The 22,055-nt window shown below is 68.3% G+C and carries 23 protein-coding genes; 12 read left to right on the top strand and 11 right to left on the bottom strand.

The annotated features are described in order from the left end of the window. The first annotated feature begins 10 nt into the window (after window positions 1–10). From ACAM58_RS00190 to ACAM58_RS00150, 9 genes are all read left to right on the top strand, one after another. Window positions 11–988 (top strand): tripartite tricarboxylate transporter substrate-binding protein, encoded by a 978-nt coding sequence (locus ACAM58_RS00190; RefSeq protein ID WP_026283855.1) that lies wholly within the window; start codon window positions 11–13, stop codon window positions 986–988. A 439-nt stretch (window positions 989–1,427) separates the two neighbouring features. Next, window positions 1,428–2,345, top strand: a complete 918-nt coding sequence (locus ACAM58_RS00185) for a dihydrodipicolinate synthase family protein (RefSeq protein WP_369663838.1) — start codon at window positions 1,428–1,430, stop codon at window positions 2,343–2,345. Window positions 2,346–2,390: 45 nt separating this feature from the next. Next, window positions 2,391–3,530 (top strand): branched-chain amino acid ABC transporter substrate-binding protein, encoded by a 1,140-nt coding sequence (locus tag ACAM58_RS00180; protein WP_369663837.1) that lies wholly within the window; start codon window positions 2,391–2,393, stop codon window positions 3,528–3,530. 14 nt (window positions 3,531–3,544) lie between these two features. After that, window positions 3,545–4,495 carry a 4-hydroxyproline epimerase gene (locus tag ACAM58_RS00175; RefSeq protein ID WP_278873951.1) on the top strand — a complete coding sequence of 317 codons (951 nt, stop codon included), beginning with the start codon at window positions 3,545–3,547 and terminating at the stop codon, window positions 4,493–4,495. An 11-nt stretch (window positions 4,496–4,506) separates the two neighbouring features. Then, the gene (locus ACAM58_RS00170; RefSeq protein WP_369663836.1) at window positions 4,507–5,613 is read left to right on the top strand and encodes an NAD(P)/FAD-dependent oxidoreductase; all 1,107 of its coding nucleotides are present in this window, start codon (window positions 4,507–4,509) and stop codon (window positions 5,611–5,613) included. Further along, window positions 5,610–5,858 (top strand): (2Fe-2S)-binding protein, encoded by a 249-nt coding sequence (locus ACAM58_RS00165; RefSeq protein WP_018903478.1) that lies wholly within the window; start codon window positions 5,610–5,612, stop codon window positions 5,856–5,858. Before ACAM58_RS00170 ends, ACAM58_RS00165 begins: the two co-directional genes overlap by 4 nt. Continuing rightward, a complete protein-coding gene (locus ACAM58_RS00160) occupies window positions 5,855–7,150 on the top strand; it encodes an FAD-dependent oxidoreductase (protein WP_369663835.1) in 1,296 nt (431 codons plus the stop codon). The genes ACAM58_RS00165 and ACAM58_RS00160 overlap by 4 nt, the downstream gene beginning before the upstream one ends. Window positions 7,151–7,182: 32 nt before the next feature. Then, the gene (locus tag ACAM58_RS00155; protein ID WP_026283856.1) at window positions 7,183–7,851 is read left to right on the top strand and encodes a GntR family transcriptional regulator; all 669 of its coding nucleotides are present in this window, start codon (window positions 7,183–7,185) and stop codon (window positions 7,849–7,851) included. A gap of 53 nt (window positions 7,852–7,904) precedes the next feature. After that, window positions 7,905–8,828 (top strand): fatty acid desaturase family protein, encoded by a 924-nt coding sequence (locus ACAM58_RS00150; RefSeq protein WP_369663834.1) that lies wholly within the window; start codon window positions 7,905–7,907, stop codon window positions 8,826–8,828. A gap of 21 nt (window positions 8,829–8,849) precedes the next feature. On the opposite strand, the gene ACAM58_RS00145 is transcribed toward ACAM58_RS00150, so the two are convergent. The 6 genes from ACAM58_RS00145 to ACAM58_RS00120 form a co-directional block, all read right to left on the bottom strand. Next, window positions 8,850–9,164: a hypothetical protein gene (locus ACAM58_RS00145; protein WP_015867953.1), complete on the bottom strand. Its 315-nt coding sequence runs from the start codon at window positions 9,162–9,164 to the stop codon at window positions 8,850–8,852. Window positions 9,165–9,250: 86 nt separating this feature from the next. Then, on the bottom strand, window positions 9,251–9,421 hold the full coding sequence (locus ACAM58_RS00140) for a hypothetical protein (RefSeq protein ID WP_319428235.1): 171 nt from the start codon (window positions 9,419–9,421) through the stop codon (window positions 9,251–9,253). Between the two features lie 100 nt (window positions 9,422–9,521). Beyond that, the gene (gene dbpA, locus ACAM58_RS00135; protein WP_369663833.1) at window positions 9,522–10,952 is read right to left on the bottom strand and encodes an ATP-dependent RNA helicase DbpA; all 1,431 of its coding nucleotides are present in this window, start codon (window positions 10,950–10,952) and stop codon (window positions 9,522–9,524) included. Between the two features lie 88 nt (window positions 10,953–11,040). Further along, entirely contained in the window at window positions 11,041–11,313 is a 273-nt protein-coding gene (gene infA, locus ACAM58_RS00130) for a translation initiation factor IF-1 (protein WP_015867950.1), read from the bottom strand. A gap of 61 nt (window positions 11,314–11,374) precedes the next feature. Continuing rightward, window positions 11,375–11,635, bottom strand: coding sequence for a hypothetical protein (locus ACAM58_RS00125; protein ID WP_015867949.1), 261 nt, complete (start codon window positions 11,633–11,635; stop codon window positions 11,375–11,377). A 388-nt stretch (window positions 11,636–12,023) separates the two neighbouring features. Then, window positions 12,024–13,079 carry a sugar phosphate isomerase/epimerase family protein gene (locus tag ACAM58_RS00120; protein ID WP_369663832.1) on the bottom strand — a complete coding sequence of 352 codons (1,056 nt, stop codon included), beginning with the start codon at window positions 13,077–13,079 and terminating at the stop codon, window positions 12,024–12,026. 128 nt (window positions 13,080–13,207) lie between these two features. On the opposite strand from ACAM58_RS00120, the gene ACAM58_RS00115 reads away from it, so the two are divergent. After that, window positions 13,208–14,095 carry a gamma-glutamyl-gamma-aminobutyrate hydrolase family protein gene (locus ACAM58_RS00115; protein ID WP_018903484.1) on the top strand — a complete coding sequence of 296 codons (888 nt, stop codon included), beginning with the start codon at window positions 13,208–13,210 and terminating at the stop codon, window positions 14,093–14,095. 13 nt (window positions 14,096–14,108) lie between these two features. Here ACAM58_RS00115 and ACAM58_RS00110 read toward each other — a convergent pair whose 3' ends face one another. The 3 genes from ACAM58_RS00110 to ACAM58_RS00100 all read right to left on the bottom strand — a co-directional run bounded on the left by ACAM58_RS00110 (window position 14,109) and on the right by ACAM58_RS00100 (window position 16,248). After that, window positions 14,109–14,291 carry a hypothetical protein gene (locus ACAM58_RS00110; RefSeq protein WP_018903485.1) on the bottom strand — a complete coding sequence of 61 codons (183 nt, stop codon included), beginning with the start codon at window positions 14,289–14,291 and terminating at the stop codon, window positions 14,109–14,111. Window positions 14,292–14,397: 106 nt separating this feature from the next. Beyond that, complete coding sequence (locus tag ACAM58_RS00105) at window positions 14,398–15,270, bottom strand: N-formylglutamate amidohydrolase (protein WP_369663831.1); 873 nt, start codon at window positions 15,268–15,270, stop codon at window positions 14,398–14,400. Between the two features lie 12 nt (window positions 15,271–15,282). Then, entirely contained in the window at window positions 15,283–16,248 is a 966-nt protein-coding gene (locus ACAM58_RS00100) for a tripartite tricarboxylate transporter substrate binding protein BugE (RefSeq protein WP_307593280.1), read from the bottom strand. A 112-nt stretch (window positions 16,249–16,360) separates the two neighbouring features. Here ACAM58_RS00100 and ACAM58_RS00095 point away from each other — a divergent pair, with 112 nt between their 5' ends. Continuing rightward, entirely contained in the window at window positions 16,361–17,290 is a 930-nt protein-coding gene (locus ACAM58_RS00095) for a LysR substrate-binding domain-containing protein (protein WP_369663830.1), read from the top strand. Window positions 17,291–17,309: 19 nt separating this feature from the next. On the opposite strand, the gene ACAM58_RS00090 is transcribed toward ACAM58_RS00095, so the two are convergent. Next, complete coding sequence (locus ACAM58_RS00090) at window positions 17,310–18,299, bottom strand: Bug family tripartite tricarboxylate transporter substrate binding protein (protein WP_369663829.1); 990 nt, start codon at window positions 18,297–18,299, stop codon at window positions 17,310–17,312. Then, a complete protein-coding gene (locus ACAM58_RS00085) occupies window positions 18,296–21,238 on the bottom strand; it encodes a DNA topoisomerase III (RefSeq protein ID WP_369663828.1) in 2,943 nt (980 codons plus the stop codon). The genes ACAM58_RS00090 and ACAM58_RS00085 overlap by 4 nt, the downstream gene beginning before the upstream one ends. Window positions 21,239–21,422: 184 nt before the next feature. Between ACAM58_RS00085 and ACAM58_RS00080 the strand changes: the two genes are divergently transcribed. Next, window positions 21,423–22,055, top strand: a complete 633-nt coding sequence (locus ACAM58_RS00080; protein WP_062363961.1) for an SET domain-containing protein — start codon at window positions 21,423–21,425, stop codon at window positions 22,053–22,055.

Raw genomic sequence — 22,055 nt, 5'->3', positions numbered from 1 at the left:
GGCCGCCTCGATGACCTCCTCCGTATTCAACCGGCGTTCGCTCGCCGCCCTTGCAGCCGCCGCAACGCTCGGCGCGCTCGTGCCCGCGCATGCGCAACAACAACGTGTGATCCACATCGTCGTGCCCTTCGGCACCGGCGCGGTGCAGGACACGGTGGCGCGCGCCTTCAACGCCGAGCTGGGTGCGGCGCTCAATGCCAGCGCCATCGTCGAGAACCGCGCGGGCGCGGGCGGCACGGTGGGCGCGGCCGCGGTGGCCAAGGCGCCTGCGGACGGCAACACGCTGCTGCTCGCGGCCGCGAGCCACAACATCGCGGGCTTCCTGTACAGCAAGCTGTCCTACGACCCGCTGAAGGATTTCGTGGGCGTGGCCAACATCGGCAACGCGGGCTACGCGCTGGCCGTATCGAGCGGGCTCAACGTGTCGAACACGGCGGACTTCATCAAGGAGGTCAAGGCCAATCCGGGCAAGTACAACTACGCCTCGGCCGGCAACGGCAGCGCCACGCACCTGGCAATGGCGTCGTTCCTTGCCAAGGCCGGGCTGCAGATGACGCACATCCCGACCAAGTCGACCGGCGAGGCGGTCAACGAGGTGCTCGCGGGCCGCGTGCAGGCGGTGATCTCGTCGAGCATCGGCGTGATGGGCTTCCAGGCCGATCCGCGCATGAAGCTGCTCGCCTCCACGGGCCAGGCGCGCAGCCCGTTCCTGCCAAACTTGCCGACGGTGGCCGAGAGCGGCCTGCCGGGCTACGCCTTCGATTCATGGATCGGCCTGCTCGCCCCGGCCGGCACACCCAAGGCCGAGGTCGAGCGCCTCAACGCGGCCACCAACAAGGTGCTGTCCGATCCGGCGATCCAGGAGCGCTTCAAGCGCCTGGGCGTGGAGCCGCGCATGCAGAGCGCCGAAGAGTTCCAGAAGCTGCTGCGCGCGGACTGGGATGCGATGGGGGCGGTGGTCAAGGCTTCGGGGGCGAAGATCGACTGATCTTGTGCTGTTGTTTTTGGCGCCGTAGTTTTTTGGCGCTGTTGTTCAGGGCGCGTGCCCAGGCCACCGGGTACTCCCCTCCGCGAATGTCCCCCGGCCTGCGGCCTCCTCCTTGATTTCGCTGCGGGGAGCACCCGATGCCCTGTGCACGATGGGCGCGGCTGTGGTGCTGACCGATCAACGACCACTGCGCATGACGAGCACGCCGATGGGGTGCCTTGCGCAGCGAAATAAAGGAGGAGGCCGCAGGCCGGGGGACATTCGCGGAGCAAGGTACCCCGTCGGCGTGATCGCACCCCGAACGGTAGACACCTGGCCTGCGCAGATATCACACAAGAACCCCACCCGGAAGAGCGCCCACCCCACGCATATCTTGACGATATATCGCTAATATATTTAAATCAGGACCCTTCCCCACCGCACATCCAGGAGCGCTCACGTGACCCAACCCCGCTGGCAAGGCATCTTTCCCGCCATCACCACCAAGTTCCACGCCGACGAAAGCATCGATGCCGAAGGCACCGCGCGGCACATCGACTTCCAGATCCGCAACGGCGTCCACGGCCTCGTGACCTGCGGCTCGCTGGGCGAAGCCAGCACGCTCACGCTCGAAGAGAAGCTGCAGGTCGCCAAGATCGCGCTCGAAGCCGCCGACGGCCGCATCCCCGTGCTGGCCAATGTGTCGGAAACCAGCACGCGCGAGGCGCTGCGCTACGTGGACGGAGCCAACAAGCTCGGCGTCGCCGGCTTCATGGTGATGCCCTCGGTGATCTACGTGGCCGATGCGCGCGAAGCCATGCTCAACGTGCGCACCATCGCCAACGCGGCGCAAAAGCCCATCATGGTCTACAACAACCCGGTGGCCTACCGGGTGGACCTGAAGCCCGAGCACATGCTGGAACTGGCGGACTGCGAATGGATCGCGGCCATCAAGGAGAGCTCGGACGACATCCGCCGCATCACCGACCTGCGCAACACGGTGGGCGATCGCTACCAGCTGTTCCTGGGGGTGGACGACCTCGCCTACGAAGGCCTGGCGCTGGGCTGCGATGGCCTCTTGGCCGGCGTGGGCTGCGCGTTCCCGCGCGAGACGGTGGCGCTGTACGACCTGATGAAGGCGGGCCGCTTCGCCGAGGCGCTGAAGCTCTACCAGTGGATGACGCCGATGCTGCACCTGGACGTGTCGACCAAGCTGGTGCAGAACCTCAAGCTGATCGACGTGCTGGTGGGCGTGGGCAGCGAGCACATGCGCCGCCCGCGGCTGCCGCTCATCGGCGAGGAGCGCGCCGCCATCGAGGCCATCGTGAAGAAGGCGCTGGCCACGCGGCCTGTGCAATACCAGTCGGTCGTGTCATAACGCGCGCTCTCACTCTTTTTTCATCGTCCTTACCTGGGAACAAGCATGAAGTCCAAAGCACACATGATTCCGTTTCTCGGCCTCGTGGCGGCCATCGCCGTCGCGGGCCACGCGCATGCGCAGCAGGAGCAGGTCGTCAAGATCGGCCACAGCGGGCCGCTCTCGGGCCCCAATGCCTTCGCGGGCAAGGACAACGAAAACGGCGTGCGCCTGGCCATCGAGGAACTCAACGCAAAGAAGATCACGGCCGGCGGCAAGACGCTGAAGTTCGAACTGGTCTCCGAAGACGACCAGTGCGACGCCAAGACCGGCGTCAGCGTGGCGCAGAAACTGGTGGACGACGGCGTCAAGTACGTGATGGGGCCGTATTGCTCGGGCGTGGCCATCCCGGCGTCGCGCATCTATGCCGACGGCGGCACCATGGTCTCCACCGTGGGCACCAACCCGAAGGTCACGCAGGGCGGCTACAAGAACCTCTTTCGCATCATCGCAAGCGACAACCAGATCGGCTCCAGCATGGCGGTGTACGCGGCCAAGGTGCTCAAGGTCAGCAAGGTGGGCGTGATCGACGACCGCACCGCCTTCGGCCAGGGCCTGGCGGAAGAGTTCAGCAAGGAAGCGAAGAAGCAGGGCCTCACCATCGTGGGCCAGGAGTTCACCACCGACAAGGCCGTGGACTTCACCGCGATCCTCACCAACATGAAGGCCAAGGCGCCCGAAGCCATCTTCTTCGGCGGCTATGCGCCGCAGGCCGCACCCATGGCGCGCCAGATGAAGCAGCTGGCCGTGCCCGGCAAGCTGCTCGGCGGCGACACCGTCTGCAGCCCGGCCACCGGCAAGCTCGGCGGCGACGCGGTCAACGACCTGGTGTTCTGCGCGCAGGGCGGCTCCATCCTTGAAAAGGCGCAGAGCGGCCCGGCCTTCAAGGCCAAGTTCAAGAAGCGCTTCAACGCCGATGCGGATGCGTATGCCGCCTCGTACTACGACCAGCTGATGTTCATCGGCGAGTCGATGCAGAAGGCCAACTCCACCGACCCCGACAAGGTGGGCGCCGAGCTCTACAAGACCACCTACAAGGGCGTGGCCGCGACCTACAGCTACGACGACAAGGGCAACATGAAACAGGCGCCGATCACGGTGTTCACCTTCAAGAACGCCGCGCCCGTTCCGCTCGCGAGCTACTGAAGCTGAAGGACGACATGCAGCGCATCCAGGTCATCGATTCGCACACGGGCGGCGAGCCCACGCGGCTGGTCGTCGGCGGCTTTCCCGATCTCGGCGGCGGCACCATGGCCGCGCGCCGCGCGCTGCTGGCCGACCGCCACGACCAATGGCGCGCGGCCACGGTGCTCGAGCCGCGCGGCAGCGACGTGGTGGTGGGCGCGCTCTTGTGCGAACCCGTGTCGAAGGATGCCGCGGCCGGCGTGGTCTTCTTCAACAACACCGGCTATCTCGGCATGTGCGGCCACGGCACCATCGGCCTGGTCGCGAGCCTCGCGCACATGGGGCGCATCGGCACCGGCGAGCACCGCATCGAAACGCCCGTGGGCACCGTCACCGCCACGCTGCATGCCGATGGTTCGGTCAGCGTGCGCAACGTGCCGGCGTATCGGCACCTGCACCAGGTGGCGGTCGAGCTGGCCGGTCATGGCACCGTGCGCGAGACCGTGCGCGGAGATGTCGCCTGGGGCGGCAACTGGTTCTTCCTCGTGAGCGAGCACGGACAGCGCGTGGCCAGCGACAACCTCGCCGCGCTGACCGGCTACACCGCCGCCTTGCGCCGCGCGCTGGCGGCACAGGGCATCACGGGCGCCGAGGGCGCGGAGATCGACCACATCGAACTCTTTGCCGACGACAGCGAGGGCGCCGACAGCCGCAACTTCGTGCTGTGCCCCGGTAACGCCTACGATCGCTCGCCCTGCGGCACCGGCACCAGCGCCAAGATCGCCTGCCTCGCGGCCGACGGCAAGCTCGCGCCGGGCGAGGTGTGGACGCAGGCCAGCGTGATCGGCAGCCGCTTCGAGGCCAGCTACACGCTGGAAGACGGCGGCAAGGTCGTTCCGACGCTGCGCGGCCGCGCCCACGTCAGCGCCGAAGCCACGCTGCTGATCGACGACAGCGACCCCTTCGGCTGGGGCATTCGGCTCTGAGCTCGCGCGGCATGGATGCGGATGCCATCGTCATCGGCGCCGGCATCGTCGGCGCCGCCTGCGCGCATGCGCTGGCACAGGCAGGCCGCCGCGTGCTGGTGCTCGATGCGCGCATCGGCGGCGCCACCGGCGCGGGCATGGGGCACCTGGTGGTGATGGACGACAACCCGGCCGAGCTTGCGTTGAGCCGCCATTCGATCGCGCAGTGGCGCGCCCTGGCGCCCCGCATGGGCGAAGACTGCGCGTACCGCGCCTGCGGCACGCTCTGGATCGCCGCGAACGAAGAAGAAATGGCCGAGGCCGAGCGCAAGCGCGAGCGACTGCATGCACACGGCGTCGACAGCCGCCTGCTCGATGCGCCCACGCTCGCGCGCGCCGAGCCCGCGCTGCGCCGGGGCCTCGCAGGCGCGCTCGAAGTGCCCGGCGACGGCATCCTCTATGCGCCGAACGCGGCGCGCTGGCTGCTCGCAGAGGGCGGCGCTTCGATCCGCGTCGAGCACGCGAAGGTCGATGCGATCGAAGCTGACGGCACGCTGCGGCTCGCGGACGGCAGCCGCCGCAGCGCGCCGCAGATCGTGCTGGCCAACGGCATCGAAGCCACGGCGCTCTGCCCTGAACTTCCGATCCGCCCCAAGAAGGGCCACCTGCTGATCACCGACCGCTACCCGGGCACGGTGCGCCACCAGCTCGTCGAACTCGGCTATGTGACGAGCGCGCACCACAGCGATGGCGATTCGGTCGCCTTCAACGTGCAGCCGCGGCCCACGGGTCAGCTGCTGATCGGCTCCTCGCGCCAGTTCGGCACCACCGATCCGGCGGTCGAAGCGCCGATGCTCGCGCGCATGCTGCAGCGCGCGATCGGCTACCTGCCGGGGCTCGCGGAGCTCAACGCGGTCCGCTCGTGGACCGGCCTGCGCGCCGCGACGCCCGACGGGCTGCCGCTGCTGGGCAAGCATCCCTGGCGCGAGAAGCTCTGGCTCGCGGTCGGCCACGAAGGCCTGGGCGTGACCACCGCGCCGGGCAGCGCGCACCTGCTCGCGGCGCTGATGACCGGCGCTGCCCCTGAGTTCGACGCGGCGCCCTATGCGCCGCGCGGCCTGCTGGAGAAGCGCGCATGAGCGGCGAGACCTTGCTGCACATCGACGGCCAACCCGTCCGCGTGAAGGCGGGCAGTTCGGTCGCCGCCGCCTTGCGCGTGGCCGGCGGCATGGGCGTGGCGCGCAGCTCCGTCACGGGCCAGCCGCGCGCGCCCTTCTGCGGCATGGGCGTGTGCCAGGAATGCCGCGTGCGGATCGATGGCCGGCAAAGGCTCGCCTGCCAGGCGGTCTGCGCCGAAGGCATGCGCGTGGAGACCTCGGCATGACGGCCATGGTGCTGGCGCACTGCGACCTGCTGATCGTCGGCGCAGGCCCGGCCGGCATGGCTGCGGCCGTAGCGGCAGCGCCGAGCGGCGCATCGATCGCCGTGATCGACGACAACCCCGCGCCCGGCGGGCAGATCTGGCGCGACGGGCCCGGCGCGTCGCTGCCCGTGGCCGCGCGCAGGTGGCGCGATGCGCTCGAGCGCCACGCCAACATCCGCGTGTGCAGCGGCACGCGCGTCGTCGCGGCGCCTGCGCGCAACGAACTGCTGCTCGAAGACGCCGAACGCGGCTGGCGCATGCGTTGGAGCAAGCTGATCCTCTGCACCGGCGCGCGAGAGCTGCTGCTGCCCTTCCCGGGCTGGACGCTGCCCGGCGTCACGGGCGCGGGTGGGTTGCAGGCGCTCATCAAGGCGGGGCTGCCGGTCGAGGGCGAGCGCATCGTGATCGCCGGCAGCGGGCCTCTGCTGCTGGCTGCTGCATCAACGGCGCGCGCGGCGGGCGCCAAGGTCGTGCGCATCGCCGAGCAGGCCTCGTTCGCGGCGGTTGCGGGCTTTGCCGCCAGCCTGCTGCGCTGGCCGGGCAAGGCGATGCAGGCGGTGACGCTGGCCGATCCTCAGTACCGCACTTCGTCGCGCATCGTCTCGGCCCACGGCGGCACGCAGGTCGAATCGGTTCGGCTCCTGCTGGGCGAGCGCGAGGTGGAGATCGCCTGCGACCGCATCGCCTGCGGCTTCGGCCTCACACCCAACATACAGCTTGGCCGGATGCTCGGCTGCGACCTGACACCCGCGGAGGCCGGCGCACAGGCGCTGGCCGTCGATGCGCTGCAAGCCACCAGCCTGCCCGGTGTCTACGCGGCCGGCGAATGCACCGGCTTCGGCGGCAGCGAGCGCGCCCTCGCCCAGGGCACCATCGCCGGCTACGCAGCCGTCGGCAACGAGCGCGCAGCGAAGCAGAACGAACGCGAGCGCGCCCGCTGGAATGCCTTTGCCGCGCAGCTGCACCGCAGCTTCGCGCTAGCCCCCGCGATCCGGCAGATGCCGCAGCCCGACACCCTCGTGTGCCGCTGCGAAGACGTACCCTTTTCGGCACTTGCGGATTGCAGCGGCTGGACCGACGCCAAGCTCCACCGCCGCTGCGGCATGGGCGCCTGCCAGGGCCGCGTCTGCGGCGATGCGGCGCAGTTCCTGTTCGGCTGGACCCCGCCCGCGCCGCGGCCGCCGCTCTCGCCGGCGCGCATTGCCACGCTGGCCGGCCTCGCGCGCCCGGATGGCGATGTGGACCGACAATGAAGCCGAAGCAGCACCAGCAGCAAAAGAAAACAATGGCCCCCCCGAAGACCGCGCCCCGCCCCCAGCCCAAGCGACGGGCCGCCGACCTCGCCTACGACGCGATCGAAACGCTGCTGTCCACGCTGCAGCTGGAGCCCGGCAGCCAGATCGTCGAGGCCGACCTCGCCGAGCGCACCGGCCTTGGCCGCACGCCGGTGCGCGAGGCGCTGATGCGCATGGTGTCGATCGGCCTCATCGTGCAGCAGCCGCGCCGCGGCCTGCTGGTGTCGACCATCGACCTGGCCGACCACCTCGACGTGATCCAGACCCGGCGCGTGCTCGAACGGCTGATCGCGGCCTGCTCGGCGCGCCGCGCCACCGCGCTGCAGCGCAAGGAGATCGTGCGCTGCGCCGAGCTGATGGTGAAGGCCGCCCATCGCGGCGACCTGAACGACTACATGCAGGCCGACCGCGCGCTCGACCTCGTCAACCACCAGGCGAGCCACAACGACTCGGCGGTGAAGGCCGTGATCCCGCTCATCGTGCAGTGCCGCCGCTTCTGGTACGCCTACCAGCACGAAGGCGAGATCGTCGAGGGCGCCAATGCGCACCTCGAACTCGCGCAGGGCATCGCGACCGGCGACGAGGCCGCGGCCATTGCCGGCGCCAACCGCCTGATGGACTACCTCGAGCTGTTCGCCCGCAAGGTGATCGACAACTGAAGCCCCGGGGAATTCCGCGTGCCGCGGCCGGGCCATCGGCGCATACTGGCCCGATGGCCGTCGCCCCCCGCGCGCAACCCGAGGACTTCTTCTCCAACGAAGAGTGGCAGTCGCTCACTCGCCGCTCGCCGTGGAAGGGCCTGTGGCTGGTGGCGCACTGCTGGGGCGTCATCGGCGCCGCGATGCTCGCGGGCATCGTGTGGCCGTGGACCATGCCGCTCATGGTGCCGATCGTCGGCGCGCGGCAGCTCGGGCTCTTCATCCTCATGCACGACGCCGCGCATGCGGGCCTGCATCGCAGCCGCAGGGTCAACGACTGGGTCGGCCATTGGCTCTGCTCGTCCACGCTGCGCGACTACCGGCCCTATCACCTGCAGCACCACCGCTTCGTGCAGCAGACCGAAGACCCGGACCTCGTGCTGTCCGCGCCCTTCCCCATCACGCGCGATTCGATGTGGCGCAAGGTCGTGCGCGATTTGAGCGGCCAGACCTTCTACAAGCAGCGCTTCGGCCACATCGCCGAGGGCATCCGGCAGCGCGCACCGGGCGAATCGGCGCTGAAGGCATTCGGGCGCGAGCTGGCGAAGGACCGGCGCTTCCTGGCCGGCAACGGCCTCGGCTTCCTGGCCTTCGCGCTGGCCGGATATGGATGGGCCTGGCTCCTGATGTGGCTGCTGCCCATGGCCACCTGGCTGCCGCTCGTGAGCCGCGTGCGCAACATCGCCGAGCATGCGCTGGTGGCGCAGAACGAGGCCGATCCGCTGCGCCAGGCGCGCACCACGCAGGCCGGCTGGCTCGAACGCGCGCTGGTGGCGCCCTACTGGGTCAACTACCACTGCGAGCACCACATGTTCACCGGCCTGCCCTGCTGGAGCCTGCCAAAGGCGCACCGGCTGCTGCAGCGGCGTGGCGCCATCGCGCGTATGGAAGTGCAGCCCGGCTACCTGAGCCTGCTCAGGCGCGCCGCGCCGGCCTGACGGGTGCCCGTCCGCTCTGCGTCAGTCCGCAGCCAGCTCGGGTCCGGGCCAGCCCAGCAATTCAGCCAGCCGCTGCACGATCCAGCCGGCCTCGGCGGCCGACACGCCGGCTTCGGGCGCCCTGAGCCCGGCATGGATGCGCCGCAGGATCTCGCTCTCGACCGGCACCTCGGTGTGGTGCTGGATCTGCGCGTGGCCCACGAGGTGGCTGGCCAGGTCCTCGCAGATCTCGTAGCGCTCGCGCACCACGCCGATCGGCTCCGAGAGGCGCTGGCGCGCATCGCTGTAGACCGCGAAGAACGAAGGCGGGATGAAGATCTGGTTGTCGTCGGACATCGCGGATTGGCTTGATGGCGGTCCCAATGACAAAACGCGCCCAAGGGCGCGTTCGTCGCGGCTCTTGCGAGCCTCCGGGGGCTGGATCAGCCGCCCTTCTTGGCGCGCTTGCCGGGGTTCTTCTTGCTGCGCGTGGCGGTGCCGCGTTCGAGGCTGACCTTCTGGCCGCCACCGGCCTTGGTCAGGGCGTAGCCGGGCATGGGCGTCGGCTTCGGGGTGGCAACGCGGTCGGCTTCGGTACGAATTTTCTTGGGCATGAAAAGCTCGGGTAAAAAAAGTGATGTTCGAGGCTCAATTAGGCCACAGCGGGGATTTTGCCTGCCAGAAGCCGAAGCAACCGGCATGACAGGGTTTCTTTCAGAGCTCCAGCAGGCGCACCTTCACGCTCTTGCCCTTCACGCGGCCGCTCGAGAGCTTGCGCGCCGCTTCGGCCGCAATGCCGCGCTCCACGGCCACGTAGGTCGAGAACTCGTTGACGTTGATCTTGCCGACCTGGTCCTTGGCGTAGCCGCAGTCGCCGGTGAGCGCGCCCAGCACGTCGCCGGCGCGGATCTTCTCCTTGCGCCCGCCCACGATCTGCAAGGTGGCCATGGGCGGCGCGAGCGGCGCGCCCCGGGCCGGCGTGAGCTCGGCCAGCGGGTGCCACTCGGATTCGCGGCCCTGCAGCTGCTCGATCTTGCCGACGCTGCCCATCTCGTCCATGCTCGCCAGGTTCAGCGCGAGGCCCTCGGCGCCGCCCTGCTGGCCCACGCGGCCGGTGCGGCCGATGCGGTGGATGTGGATTTCAGCGTCGGGCGTCACGTCGACGTTGATCACGGCTTCGAGCTGCGCAATGTCGAGCCCGCGCGCCGCCACGTCGGTGGCCACCAGCACGGAGCAGCTGCGGTTGGCAAACTGCACCAGCACCTGGTCGCGCTCGCGCTGCTCCAGCTCGCCGAACAGCGCCAGCGCGCTGAAGCCCTGGCCCTGCAGCACCTCGACGAGGTCGCGGCACTGCTGCTTGGTGTTGCAGAAGGCCAGCGTGCTCACGGGGCGGAAATGGTCGAGCAAAAGGCTCACGGCGTGCAGCCGTTCGCTTTCCTTCACCTGGTACCAGCGCTGGCGGATCTTGCTGCCCTCATGCTGCGCCTGCACCGTGATCTGCTCGGGGTTCTTCATGAACTGCTGCGCGAGCTTGGCGATGCCTTCGGGGTAGGTGGCCGAGAACAGCAGCGTCTGGCGCTCCTTGGGGCACTGGCGCGCCACCTTCACGATGTCGTCGAAGAAGCCCATGTCCAGCATGCGGTCGGCTTCGTCGAGCACCAGCGTGTTGAGCGCCTCGAGATTCAGGTTCTCGCGCTCCAGGTGGTCCATGATGCGGCCGGGCGTACCCACCACGATGTGCGCGCCGTGCTCCAGGCTGGCAATTTGCCCGCGCAGCGCGACGCCGCCGCAGAGCGTGACCACCTTGATGTTCTCTTCCGCGCGCGCCAGGCGGCGGATTTCGGTCGTGACCTGGTCGGCCAGTTCGCGCGTGGGGCACAGCACCATCGCCTGGATGGCGAAGCGGCGCGGGTTCAGGTTGGAGAGCAGCGCGAGCGCAAAGGCGGCGGTCTTGCCGCTGCCGGTCTTGGCCTGCGCGATCAGGTCCTTGCCGAGCAGCGCCGGCGGCAGCGCGGCCGCCTGGATCGCCGTCATCTGCGTGTAGCCCAGCTGCGTGAGGTTGGCCAGCATCTGGGGCGAGAGCGCCAGCGTGGCAAAACCGTTGCCGGCTGGCGGGCCGCCGGCGGTGGAAGGGGATGTGGTCATCGTTTTGCAGCCGGGCGGCCGCAACAAAAACAAAGGCCTTGCCAAGCGCCCGCGCGGGGCGCTTGCAAGGCCCTTCGTCCGTCGCGGATCAGCGGCGAGGTGCGTTGTTGTTGCCGGAGTTGGTCGGCGGCGGGCCGCGACGCTCCAGGTGGCGGAAGGTGATACGGCCCTTGGTCAGGTCGTAGGGCGAGAGTTCGAGCGACACCTTGTCACCCGCCAGGATGCGGATGTGGTGCTTGCGCATCTTGCCGCCGCTGTAGGCGATCAGCTGATGGCCGTTGTCGAGCGTCACGCGGTAGCGCGAGTCGGGCAGGACTTCGGTCACTGCGCCGTTCATTTCGATCAGTTCTTCCTTGGGCATGTGTGATTACCTCTGAATTCTCGTTCGATGTGTGTTGGAGATGAAGATGGGCGTAATTGTTTCAGCCCGCGCACGGCAAAGCGAGCGGCGCGCTGCGGGGGTGGCGTTCGCGCACCCAGCCGAGCCCCTGGGCGACGGCATAGCGTGCCGCGGCGGCATGGCTGGCAAAGCGCGGCGTGAAACGCATCACGCGGTCGTGCATGCCGCTGCCCCGGCCGGAGCGGATCGAGACGGATGCGGCGAAATTGCCGTCGTCCTGGTGGCGAATGAGCGGAGAAACAAGGTACTTGCCCACCGCGATACTGTGTTGAATGATGTCCATGAAGCCTTGGCACCCTGCGCGGAAAGTGTGCGCAAGATGCCGGAAAAATAATTGAAAACGGGCGTGGGCCGGCCGGAATGGCGCGGCGGACGCGCTATTCGCTTCAACAAGAACGAAGGCAGTGGTGGCAATCATGGGCGCCCGGTCTGGCGCTCCAACACACTGTGAAGCCGGCTTGGGGGAAAGAGGCCTGAAAAATCCAAGGGACAGTGCAGGTCAGCCGGCGGAGTGACGAAAAGTGCTTCGTCGTGGTATCGAAACGAACCCGGCATTATAGCCCGCGGGGCATGACAGTTGCTTGTCTTAAAAACAACGCCTTGGCGAATTCGGCATCAAACACCCGCCGGTCAAGTGTTTGATGCTATCAAAAATATAGCTCAAAAGCGCTTCAACCGATCCCCAGCATCCGCTTGTTGGCGGCCACGTCCACGCCGCCCGCCGCAAAATCGTCGAAAGCCCGCTCCGCCACCCGGATGATGTGGTCGGCAATGAAGGCCGCGCCCTCGCGCGCGCCGTCCTCGGGGTGCTTGATGCAGCACTCCCACTCGAGCACCGCCCAGCCCGGGAAGTCGTACTGCGCCATCTTCGAGAAGATGGCGCCGAAATCGACCTGCCCGTCGCCGAGCGAGCGGAAGCGCCCCGCGCGGTTGATCCAGCTCTGGAAGCCGCCGTAGACGCCCTGCTTGCCGGTCGGGTTGAACTCGGCATCCTTCACGTGGAAGATCTTGATGCGCTCGTGGTAGTGGTCGATGTACGCCAGGTAATCGAGCTGCTGCAGCATGAAGTGGCTCGGGTCGTACAGGAGGCAGGCGCGCGGGTGGTTGTCCACGCGCTCCAGGAACATCTCGTAGCTCACGCCGTCGTGCAGGTCTTCGCCGGGGTGGATCTCGTAGCCCACGTCCACGCCCGCCGCGTCGAAGGCATCGAGGATCGGGCGCCAACGGCGCGCAAGTTCGTCGAAGGCCTCCTCGATGAGTCCCGGCGGCCGCGGCGGCCACGAATAGAGGTACGGCCAGGCGAGCGCGCCCGAGAAGGTGGCATGCGCCGTGAGCCCCAGGTTGGCCGAGGCCTTCGCGGCGAAGTGCAGCTGCTCCACCGCCCACTGCTGGCGCCGCACCGGATCGCCGCGCACCTCGGGCGCCGCGAAGCCGTCGAAGCCCGCGTCGTAGGCCGGGTGCACCGCGACCAGCTGGCCCTGGAGGTGGGTCGACAGCTCGGTGATCTCCAGGCCGTGCGCGGCCAGCGTGCCCTTGACCTCGTCGCAGTAGGTCCTGCTCTCGGCGGCCTTCTTCAGGTCGAACAGGCGCGCGTCCCAGCTCGGGATCTGCACGCCCTTGTAGCCCAGCCCGGCGGCCCAGCCGGCAATGGCGTCGAGCGAATTGAACGGGGCTTCGTCCCCGGCGAACTGGGCCAGGAATATGGCCGGGCCCTTGATCGTTTTCATGGCTTGTCTTCCTTCTTGGTCGTGGCGGCGTTGAAAGCATACTTTGGCGTGTCGTCCGACCCCGTGCGAGAGGCCAAAGCGCCACAATGGACTTTCCTTTTCGCACAGCACGCCCTGCTCGTCCCGCGATGCCGCAACCCGTTTCCGCCCGGCTGAAGATCGGCTTGTCCGCCTGCTTTTCCCATGCCGACCCGGCGCGTTCGCTCTTCACCAACAAGACGCTGCAGTACGTCGAGCAGTCCATTGCGCACTGGCTCATGTCGGCCGGTGCCATGGTGGTGATGGTGCCCTGCCCCACGGGCGAAACCGCGCGCGGCGACACCAAGCTCTCGCACTATGCCGAATGGCTCGACGGCGTGGTGATGCACGGCGGCGCCGACGTCTGGCCCGGCAGCTACGGCGAGGTGCCGCTCAAGGACGCCTGGGTGGGCGACCGCATCCGCGACCTGTACGACCTGGCGCTGGTCGAGGCCTTCGAGCAGGCCGGCAAGCCCATCTTCGGCGTCTGCCGCGGGCTGCAGCTGATCAACGTGGCCTTCGGCGGCACGCTCTACCAGGACATCGAGGCGCAGCACGAGCATCCCGAAGCCGTGCGGCACCGCGACCCGGTGACCTACGACCAGAACTTCCACCAGATCGAGATCGTCGAGGGCACGCGCCTGGCCAAGCTCTACCCCGAGGTCAAGACCGCCAAGGTCAACAGCATCCACCACCAGGGCGTGAAAGACCTCGCGCCGGGTTTCGAGATCGAGGCCTGGAGCCTGCCCGACCGCGTGCCCGAGGCCATCCGCCGCCGCGCCGACAGGGGCCGCAGCTACATCGCCGCCACGCAGTGGCACCCCGAATTCCACAAGTACGGCAGCACCGAGACGGTCGACGACACGCCCATCCTGCACGACTTTCTCTGGGCCTGCGCCACCGCGAAGGTGGCGCCGCGCACCCTGCCGGATGCCGGGCACGGCCGCATCCGCGACCGCGCGGCGCGGGTGCTGCGCCAGGCGCTGCTGCGGCGCTGACGCCCCGGCCGGCTTAGCGCCGCTCGGAACGGTTCGTGCTGCCGCTCACGCCGGCGTCGATGGTGCCGAACACCGTCACGCCGCTGCCGGACGACGCGGCGGCGCGGTCGCCGCTGCCGGCCGAGCCCGTGCCGGCACAGCCCGCCGCCAGGGCGCCCATCGCGATGGCAAGAACAGCTGCAAGGAATGGCTTCACGTCAAACTCCAGGCGAAGATGAAAAGACTTGCGGCCACTATAGGCCGCGCGCCTTCGGGCCCTGCCGCAACACACGCGCCGGCGGCAGGGTTGTTGTTGTTGCCGGTCAGCGCGGATCGGTGGCCAGCAGCATCGCCACCATCGACTGCAGGTCCTGCCGCAGCCGCGCCGCGCCGGCCTCGTCGAGCGCCAGCGTGGCCTCGTCCATGTAGAGCTTGCGGTTGACCTCCACCTGGATGCTGTGCCGGTGCTCGGCCGGCCGGCCATGCCGGCGCACCAGTTCCACGCCCTTGTAGGGATGGTTGTAGTCCACGCTGTAGCCGCGCGCGCGCAGGTGCGCGCAGATCCTTTGCGACAGCGCCGGGTCGGCGGTGCTGCCGTCGCGGTCGCCGATCACGAAGTCCGCGTGCACGAGGCCCGGAAAATCGGTGGCATGGCTGCCCGCCACCGCCGGCATCGAGTGGCAGTTGATGTGGATGCTGTAGCCGTGCCGCGCATGCGCCGCGTCGATGGCCTCGGCCACCGCCGCGTGGTAGGGCCGCCAGCAGCTGTCGATGCGCGCGCGCACCTCGTCCACAGTGAGCAGCCGGTCGTAGATCGGCAGGCCCTCGTCGGTGAGCTTCCAGACCAGGCCCTTGCCGAGCCGCACCTTGGCCAGCACGCGCGGGTCGGCCGACAGGGGCTCGGTCCACGGGCCGTCGAGCAGCGCGGTGTCCAGCTCGGTGGTGTCGCGGTTGGCGTCCAGGTAGCTGCGCGGAAAGTGCGCTTCGATCCACGCCGCGCCCATTTCGGGCGCAAAGGCGTAGAGCTTCTCGACGTGCGTGTCCTCGGCCCGGCGCAGCGTGGCCAGGTCGCACACGGGCCGGAAGTCCTCGGGGTAGACGGTGCCGCTGTGCGGCGAATCGAGCACCAGCGGCGTGTGCCCGGCGATGCTGGTCACCTGGGCGCGGGTTTGGATGAGCTTCAGAACAGGATGCATAGGCAGGCGAGATCAGTCCAATCGGATGCGCGCGAAGGCGGCGACTTTTTTCATCTTCTCGATCTCGCTGTCGATCTGCTTCGCGAATTCGGCCGGCGTGGTGCCCGAGGCGTACAGCCCCTGCAGCGCCAGGCGCTCGCGCACCGTGGCGTCCTTCAGCGCCGTGGCCACCGCCTGCTGCATGCGCAGCGCGATGTCGGCCGGCGTGCCGGCGGGCGCCACGAGTCCGAACCACGACGGATCGTTGTTGGCCGGGTAGCCGAGCTCGCGGTAGGTCGGCACTTCGGGCAGCACGTCGAGCCGGCTGCTCCAGGACACGGCCAGCGCCTTCAGCTTGCCCGCCTTCACGTGCGGCAGCGACGAGGCCACCTGGTCGAAGTACACCGGCACCTCGCCCGCGAGCACGTCGTTGATGGCCGGGCCCGCACCGCGGTAGGGGATGTGCACCATCGAGGTTCCGGTGCTGCTCTTGAAGAGTTCGCCCCACATGTGGCCGATGGTGCCGTTGCCCGGCGAGGCGTACGACACCTTGCCCGGATTGGCCTTCAGGTACTTCACGAGTTCCGCGAAGCTCTGCACCTGCAGCACCCGCGGGTTGATGACGACCACGCCCGGCGCCTTCACCAGCTCGGTCACGGCGACGAAGCCCTTGAGCGGGTCATAAGGCAGCTTCTGGTAGACGGCCGGGTTCACGCCGTGCGTGGAGAGCGTGGCCACGCCAAAGGCGAGGCCGTCCGGTGCGGAGCGGGCCACCTCGGCCATGCCGATGGAGCCGCCGGCGCCGGCGCGGTTGTCGATGACCACGGGCTGCTGGAGGATCTTGGCCAGCGGCTCCGACAGCACGCGCGCCGTGATGTCGGTGGCGCCGCCGGGCGGGAAGGGCACGATCATGCGGATCGGCTTGCCTTGCTGGGCAAAGGATATTCCAGGCGCGACAGAAACAGCGGCCAGGGCAGAAAGAAGATGACGACGTTGCATGGGGGTTTCTCCAATGAGACGGAAGCAATGAAGCAAAAGTTGCTGCGCTACTTGAAGCAAAGGATAGACCAGCTAACATTCTGATCTGGAATGTTTTAATGGGCATCCAGCCATGTCGCTCCGCCGCCTCAACCCGCCGCTGAACCTGCTGCGCGCCTTTTCCACCGTGGTGCGCTTCGGCGGCGTCTCGCGCGCCGCCGAGGCGCTGCACCTCACGCAGGGGGCGGTCAGCAAGCAGGTGCAGGAGCTGGAGCGCTGGATCGGCGTGCCGCTGTTCGAGCGCAGCCGCAAGCGCCTGGCGCTCACGCCCGCGGGCGAGCGCTACGAAAAAGCCGTGCGCGCCCTGCTCGCGCAGCTGGAGGCGGCCACGCTGGAATTCATCACCAGCGGCGACGGCGGCGGCGCGCTGCACCTGTCCACCCTGCCCACCTTCGGCGCCAAGTGGCTGATTCCGCGCCTGCCCGACTTCCAGCGCCTGCATCCGCAGATCACGCTGCATTTCGTGCCCTTCGTGCATGGCTACGACTTCGAGCGCCCCGAGCTCGACTGCGCCATCCTCTTCGGCGACGGCCATTGGCCCGGCGCGCGCTCGCACTACCTGGCCGGGCGCGACGTGGCGCTGATCGCGCCGCGCGCGGGCCTGGCCGAAGCCGCCATCCGTACGCCGCAGGACGTGGCGCGCTGCACCCTGCTGCGCCATGTCACGGTGCCGCAATCGTGGCTGCAATGGAGCGAGGCGCACGGCGTGCGCGGGCTCGATCCGCTCGCGGGCCCGCAGTTCGACCAGTTCCAGACCATGATCCGCGCGGTGATGGTGGGCATGGGCGTGGCGCTGGTGCCGCGCTGCCTGGTGCAGGACGAGATCGCCTCGGGGCTGGTGGACGAGCCGCTGCCGGGCGGCGGCTACCGCGGCGACCAGGGCTACTGGTTCTGCTACCCCGAGGGCCGCGGCCAGCTGGCCACGCTCGACCACTTCCGCCGCTGGCTGCTGGCGGATGCCGACCGCAGCGCGGAGGAGCAAGCGCCGCCGGCCGTCGCCTGAGCGGCGCGCGGCAAAAGGGCTACTCGGGCTTGGCGCCCGATGCCTTCACCGCGCCGCCCCAGCGCTGGATCTCGTTCGCCACGAAGCGGTCGAACTCGGCGCCCGTGGTGGGCGCGGGCTCGGAGCCGCGGTCGCGGATGAAGCGCGCCATCTGCTCGCTCTTGAGGATATCGGTCACTTCCTGGTTCAGCCGCGCCGTGATCTCGGGCGGCGTGCCGCGCGGCGCCATCAGGCCGAGCCAGCCCACGGCCTCGAAGTCCCTGGTGCCGGCCACGCCGCTTTCGCGCACGGTGGGCACGTCGGGCAGCTGCGAGGAGCGCTTGGCCGAGGTCACCGCCAGCGCCACCGCCCTGCCCGACTTGATGTGCGGCAGCGCGGCCGTCACCGAGTCGACCATCAGCGGAATCTGGTTGCCCAGGAAGTCCGACTGCGCCGGCCCGCTGCCGCGGTATGGAATGTGGGTGATGAAGACGCGCGCGGCCGACTTGAACATCTCGCCCGACAGGTGCTGCGTGCCGCCGATGCCGGCGCTCGCATAGCTCAGCCGGCCCGGTTCGGCCTTGGCGCGCGCGGCCAGGTCGGCCATGCTGCGGATGCCGCTTTCGGGCGTGGCCAGGAACACCAGCGGCACCGTGGCAATCAGCGAGATGCCCACCAGGTCCTTGCGCGGGTCGAAGCCCGGCTTGGCGTAGAGCGTCTGGTTCACCGCCATCGCGCTGCCGGCCACCACCAGCGTGTAGCCGTCGGCCGGCGCGCGCACCACGAACTCGGTGCCGATGTTGCTGCCGGCACCGGCCTTGTTGTCGACGATCACCGGCTGGCCCAGCCGCTTGCCGAGCTGCTCGGCGAGTGCGCGCGCGAAGATGTCGGTGGCCTGCCCGGGCGGGAACGGCACCACGAGCTTCACGGGCTTGTCGGGCCAGGCGGCCGCCTGCGCCGCGCCGACGGCCAACGTGCAGGCCGCGGCGAGCGCGACGGCGAAGTGTCTGCGCTGCATGGTGGTCTTCATGGCGCCGACAGGTGCTTGCCCACGATGCCCGCGAGCTCGAACATCGTCACCTGGTCCTTGCCGAACACCGGCTTGAGCTTGGCATCGGCATTGATCGCGCGCTTGTTGGCCGCGTCCTGCAGGCCGTTGGCCTTGATGTAGTCCCAGAGCTTCTTGATGACCTCGGTGCGCGCCACCGGCTCGGCGCCGATCACCGCGGCCAGCGAGTCGCTGGGCTTGAGGCCCGCGCCCGGCTTGCGTGGCGCGGCAGCCTTCTTCGCGGCCGGTGCCTTCTTGGCGGCTGGCGTCTTCTTGGCCGCCACCTTCTTGGCCGCCGCGGTCTTGCCCGCCGGCGCGGCCTTGCCGAAGGTCTTGCGCGGCGGGAACTTGCTGCCGCCTTCGCGCGGCGCGAATTCGAAGGTCACCTTGCCCTCCTCGGCGTTCCAGGTCAGGAAGGCCTTGAAGGCGCGGCGCGTACGCATGCTCACGAACTTGTCGAGCAGGTCGGTCTTGCCGGTGGCCAGCAGCTTTTCCATCTGCGCGCGCTCCACCGGCTGCTGCAGGATGATCTTGCCGGTCTTGAAGGTGCAGCTGGGCGTCGGCTGCGCAGTGGTGGGCACCGACTTCTCGCAGACGTAGTTGCTGCCGTGCTCGAACACCGGCGCGCCGCAGATCGGGCACGGGCCCACCGTGTCCTGCTCGCTGAAATCGACGATCTCGCCGGTGTCGGCGTTCTTGTCGTCGCCGAAGTCGAACTCCAGCTTCCAGTTCTTCGCCTCTTCGTCGTACTTGAGGACGATCTCGGAGGTGAAGGGCCAGCCGGCCTTGGAGCGGAAGCCTTCCAGCGGGCCGATGTGCTTGTCGCGCAGCAGCACTTCCGCCTCGGCCACCTCGAAGGTGCGCCCCGCCGGCGACTTGCCGAACGAGAAGCCGCAGGGCTCCTGCCCGGCCTTGCCGGTGCAGCTGTAGCGGCGGTAGTTTTCCTTCACCACGCCGCCGCAGTTGGGGCATGGCGTCGACAGCGTGGCGTAGTCGCCCGGCACGGTGTCGCGGTCGTATTCCTTGGCCTTCTTGACGATGTGCTGCGTCATCTCGGCGATCTCGCGCATGAAGGCGTCGCGGCTCAGCGCGCCCTTCTCCATCTGCGCGAGCTTGTATTCCCACTCGCCCGTGAGCTCGGCCTTGGAGAGTTCTTCCACGCCCAGGCCGCGCAGCAGCGTCATGAGCTGGAAGGCCTTGGCCGTGGGGATCAGCTCGCGGCCTTCGCGCAGCATGTATTTTTCGGTGATCAGGCCTTCGATGGTGGCCGCGCGCGTGGCTGGCGTGCCCAGGCCCTTCTCCTGCATGGCCTCGCGCAGTTCGTCGTCGTCGATGGTCTTGCCGGCGCCTTCCATCGCGCCCAGCAGCGTGGCTTCCGAATAGCGCGCGGGCGGCCGGGTCTTCAGCGCCTTCAGGTCGGCCGATTCGGTCTTCACCGTTTCGCCCGGCTTCACCACCACCAGGTTCTTGCCGTCCTTCTCGTCGTCGTCGCTGATGGCTTCCTTGCCCCAGATCGCGAGCCAGCCCGGCTTGACCAGCACCTTGCCGTCGCTGCGGAACGGGTATTTTTTGCCATTGGTCTCGACCGTGCTGATGCGCGTGGTCACCTGGAACTCGGCGCTCGGGAAGAACACCGACATGAAGCGGCGCACCACGAAGTCGTAGAGCTTCTGCTCGGCGTCCGAAAGACCGCTCGGCGCCTGCAGCGTGGGAATGATGGCGAAGTGATCCGACACCTTGGCGTTGTCGAAGATGCGCTTGTTCGGCTTCACGTAGCTGCCGTCGACCGCCTGCTGCGCGAAGGGCGCCAAGTGCTTCATGCCGCTCTCGGCGAGCATCTTCATGGTGTCCTTGACCACCGGCAGGTAGTCCTCGGGCAGTGCGCGCGAGTCGGTCCGCGGATAGGTCAGCGCCTTGTGGCGCTCATACAGGCTCTGCGCCAGCGCCAGCGTGGTCTTGGCCGAGAAGCCGAAGCGGCCGTTGGCCTCGCGCTGCAGCGAGGTCAGGTCGAACAGCATCGGCGAAGCCTGCGTGGTGGGCTTGCTTTCCTCGGTGACGCTGGCGGGCTTGCCGCGCGCCGCATCGGCGATCTCGCGCGCCTCGCGCTCGCTCCACACGCGGTCGGCGCGGATCTCGGCGTCGGCCGTGCCGTCAGGGCCGGGCGGCGGCTTCTTGAAGTTGGCGTCGAACCACTTGCCCGGGTACTGGCCGGCCTCGGCCTGGAACACGCCGTGGATTTCCCAGTAGTCGCGGCTCACGAACTTGCGGATCTTTTCCTCGCGCTCGACCACCACCGACAGCGTGGGCGTCTGCACGCGGCCCACCGTCGTCAGAAAGAATCCGCCGTCGCGCGAATTGAAGGCCGTCATGGCGCGCGTGCCGTTGATGCCCACCAGCCAGTCGGCCTCGGAGCGCGAGCGCGCGGCATCGGCCAGGCCCTGCATCTGCTTTTCGGTGCGCAGCGCGTCGAAGCCGTCGCGGATGGCCTGCGGCGTCATCGACTGCAGCCACAGGCGCTTCACGGGCTTGTTCAGGCCGGTCTTGCCGCCCGCGTACTGCTCGATCAGGCGGAAGATCAGCTCGCCCTCGCGGCCCGCGTCGCAGGCGTTGATGAGTTGCGTCACGTCCTTGCGCTTGGCCTGCTTGACCACGGCGTTCAGGCGCGTCTTGGTCTTGTCGACCGGCTTCAGGTCGAAGTGAGGCGGAATCACCGGCAGGTTCGCGAAGCTCCACTTGCCCCGCTTGACGTCGAACTCCTCCGGGGCCTGGATTTCGACCAGGTGGCCGACCGCGCTGGTTACCACGTAGCTGTCGTTCTCGAAATGCTCATCATGCTTCTCGAACTTGCCGGCCACGGGCGTGAGTGCACGGACGATGTCCTGTGCCACCGACGGCTTTTCTGCGATTACCAAGGTCTTCATCAACAAATTCCTAAAAGAGTTCTCAGGCCGCCGCCGAGCCGCCTCAAGGCGGCCTGCGGCCCCCTCGGGGGGCAGCGACGACACGCAGTGCGGGAGCGTGGGGGCCACATACAATCTGCGGCTTCCCGCGTGTGCGCACGCGCACACGCGCATGTGTGCATATTCAACCTAACAGACTTCGGCGATGCCTTCCAAATCCCCACAATTCGCCGGCCGCCGCATCCAGATGCGGCGCTCGGATGTCCACGGCAACGGCGTGTTCGCCGTGGACGACCTGGCCGAGGGCGAAACGCTGATCGAATACAAGGGCGAAGTCATCAGCTGGAAAGAGGCGCTGCGCCGCCACCCGCACGACCCGGCCCAGCCGAACCACACCTTCTACTTCCACATCGACGACGGGCGCGTGATCGACGGCAACGTCAAGGGCAACGATGCGCGCTGGATCAACCATTCGTGCGAGCCGAACTGCGAGGCCGACGAGATCGATGGGCGCGTTTATATCAAGGCGCTGCGCAACATCGCTGCAGGAGAAGAGCTCAACTACGACTACGGCCTGATCATCGACGAACCCTACACGCCGAAGCTGCTGTCCGAGTTTCCCTGCTGGTGCGGTTCCGAGAATTGCCGCGGCACGCTGCTGACGCCCAAGGACGAAGACGAAGAAAAGAAAAAGAAGAAAAAGGCCAGGAAGAAGGCCGAAAAGAAAAAGGCCGAGAAAAAGGAAGCCAGGAAGGCGGACAAGAAAGCCGAAAAAAAGGCTGAAAAGAAGTCGGAAGAAAAGAAGTCCAAGAAGGCCGACGGAGCCGCCAAGGGCTGA

Origin of the sequence: Variovorax sp. V116 (assembly GCF_041154435.1) — a bacterium.
GTDB classification, from domain to species: Bacteria; Pseudomonadota; Gammaproteobacteria; order Burkholderiales; family Burkholderiaceae_C; genus Variovorax; species Variovorax paradoxus.
This window is presented reverse-complemented; position numbering and strand designations above follow the sequence as displayed.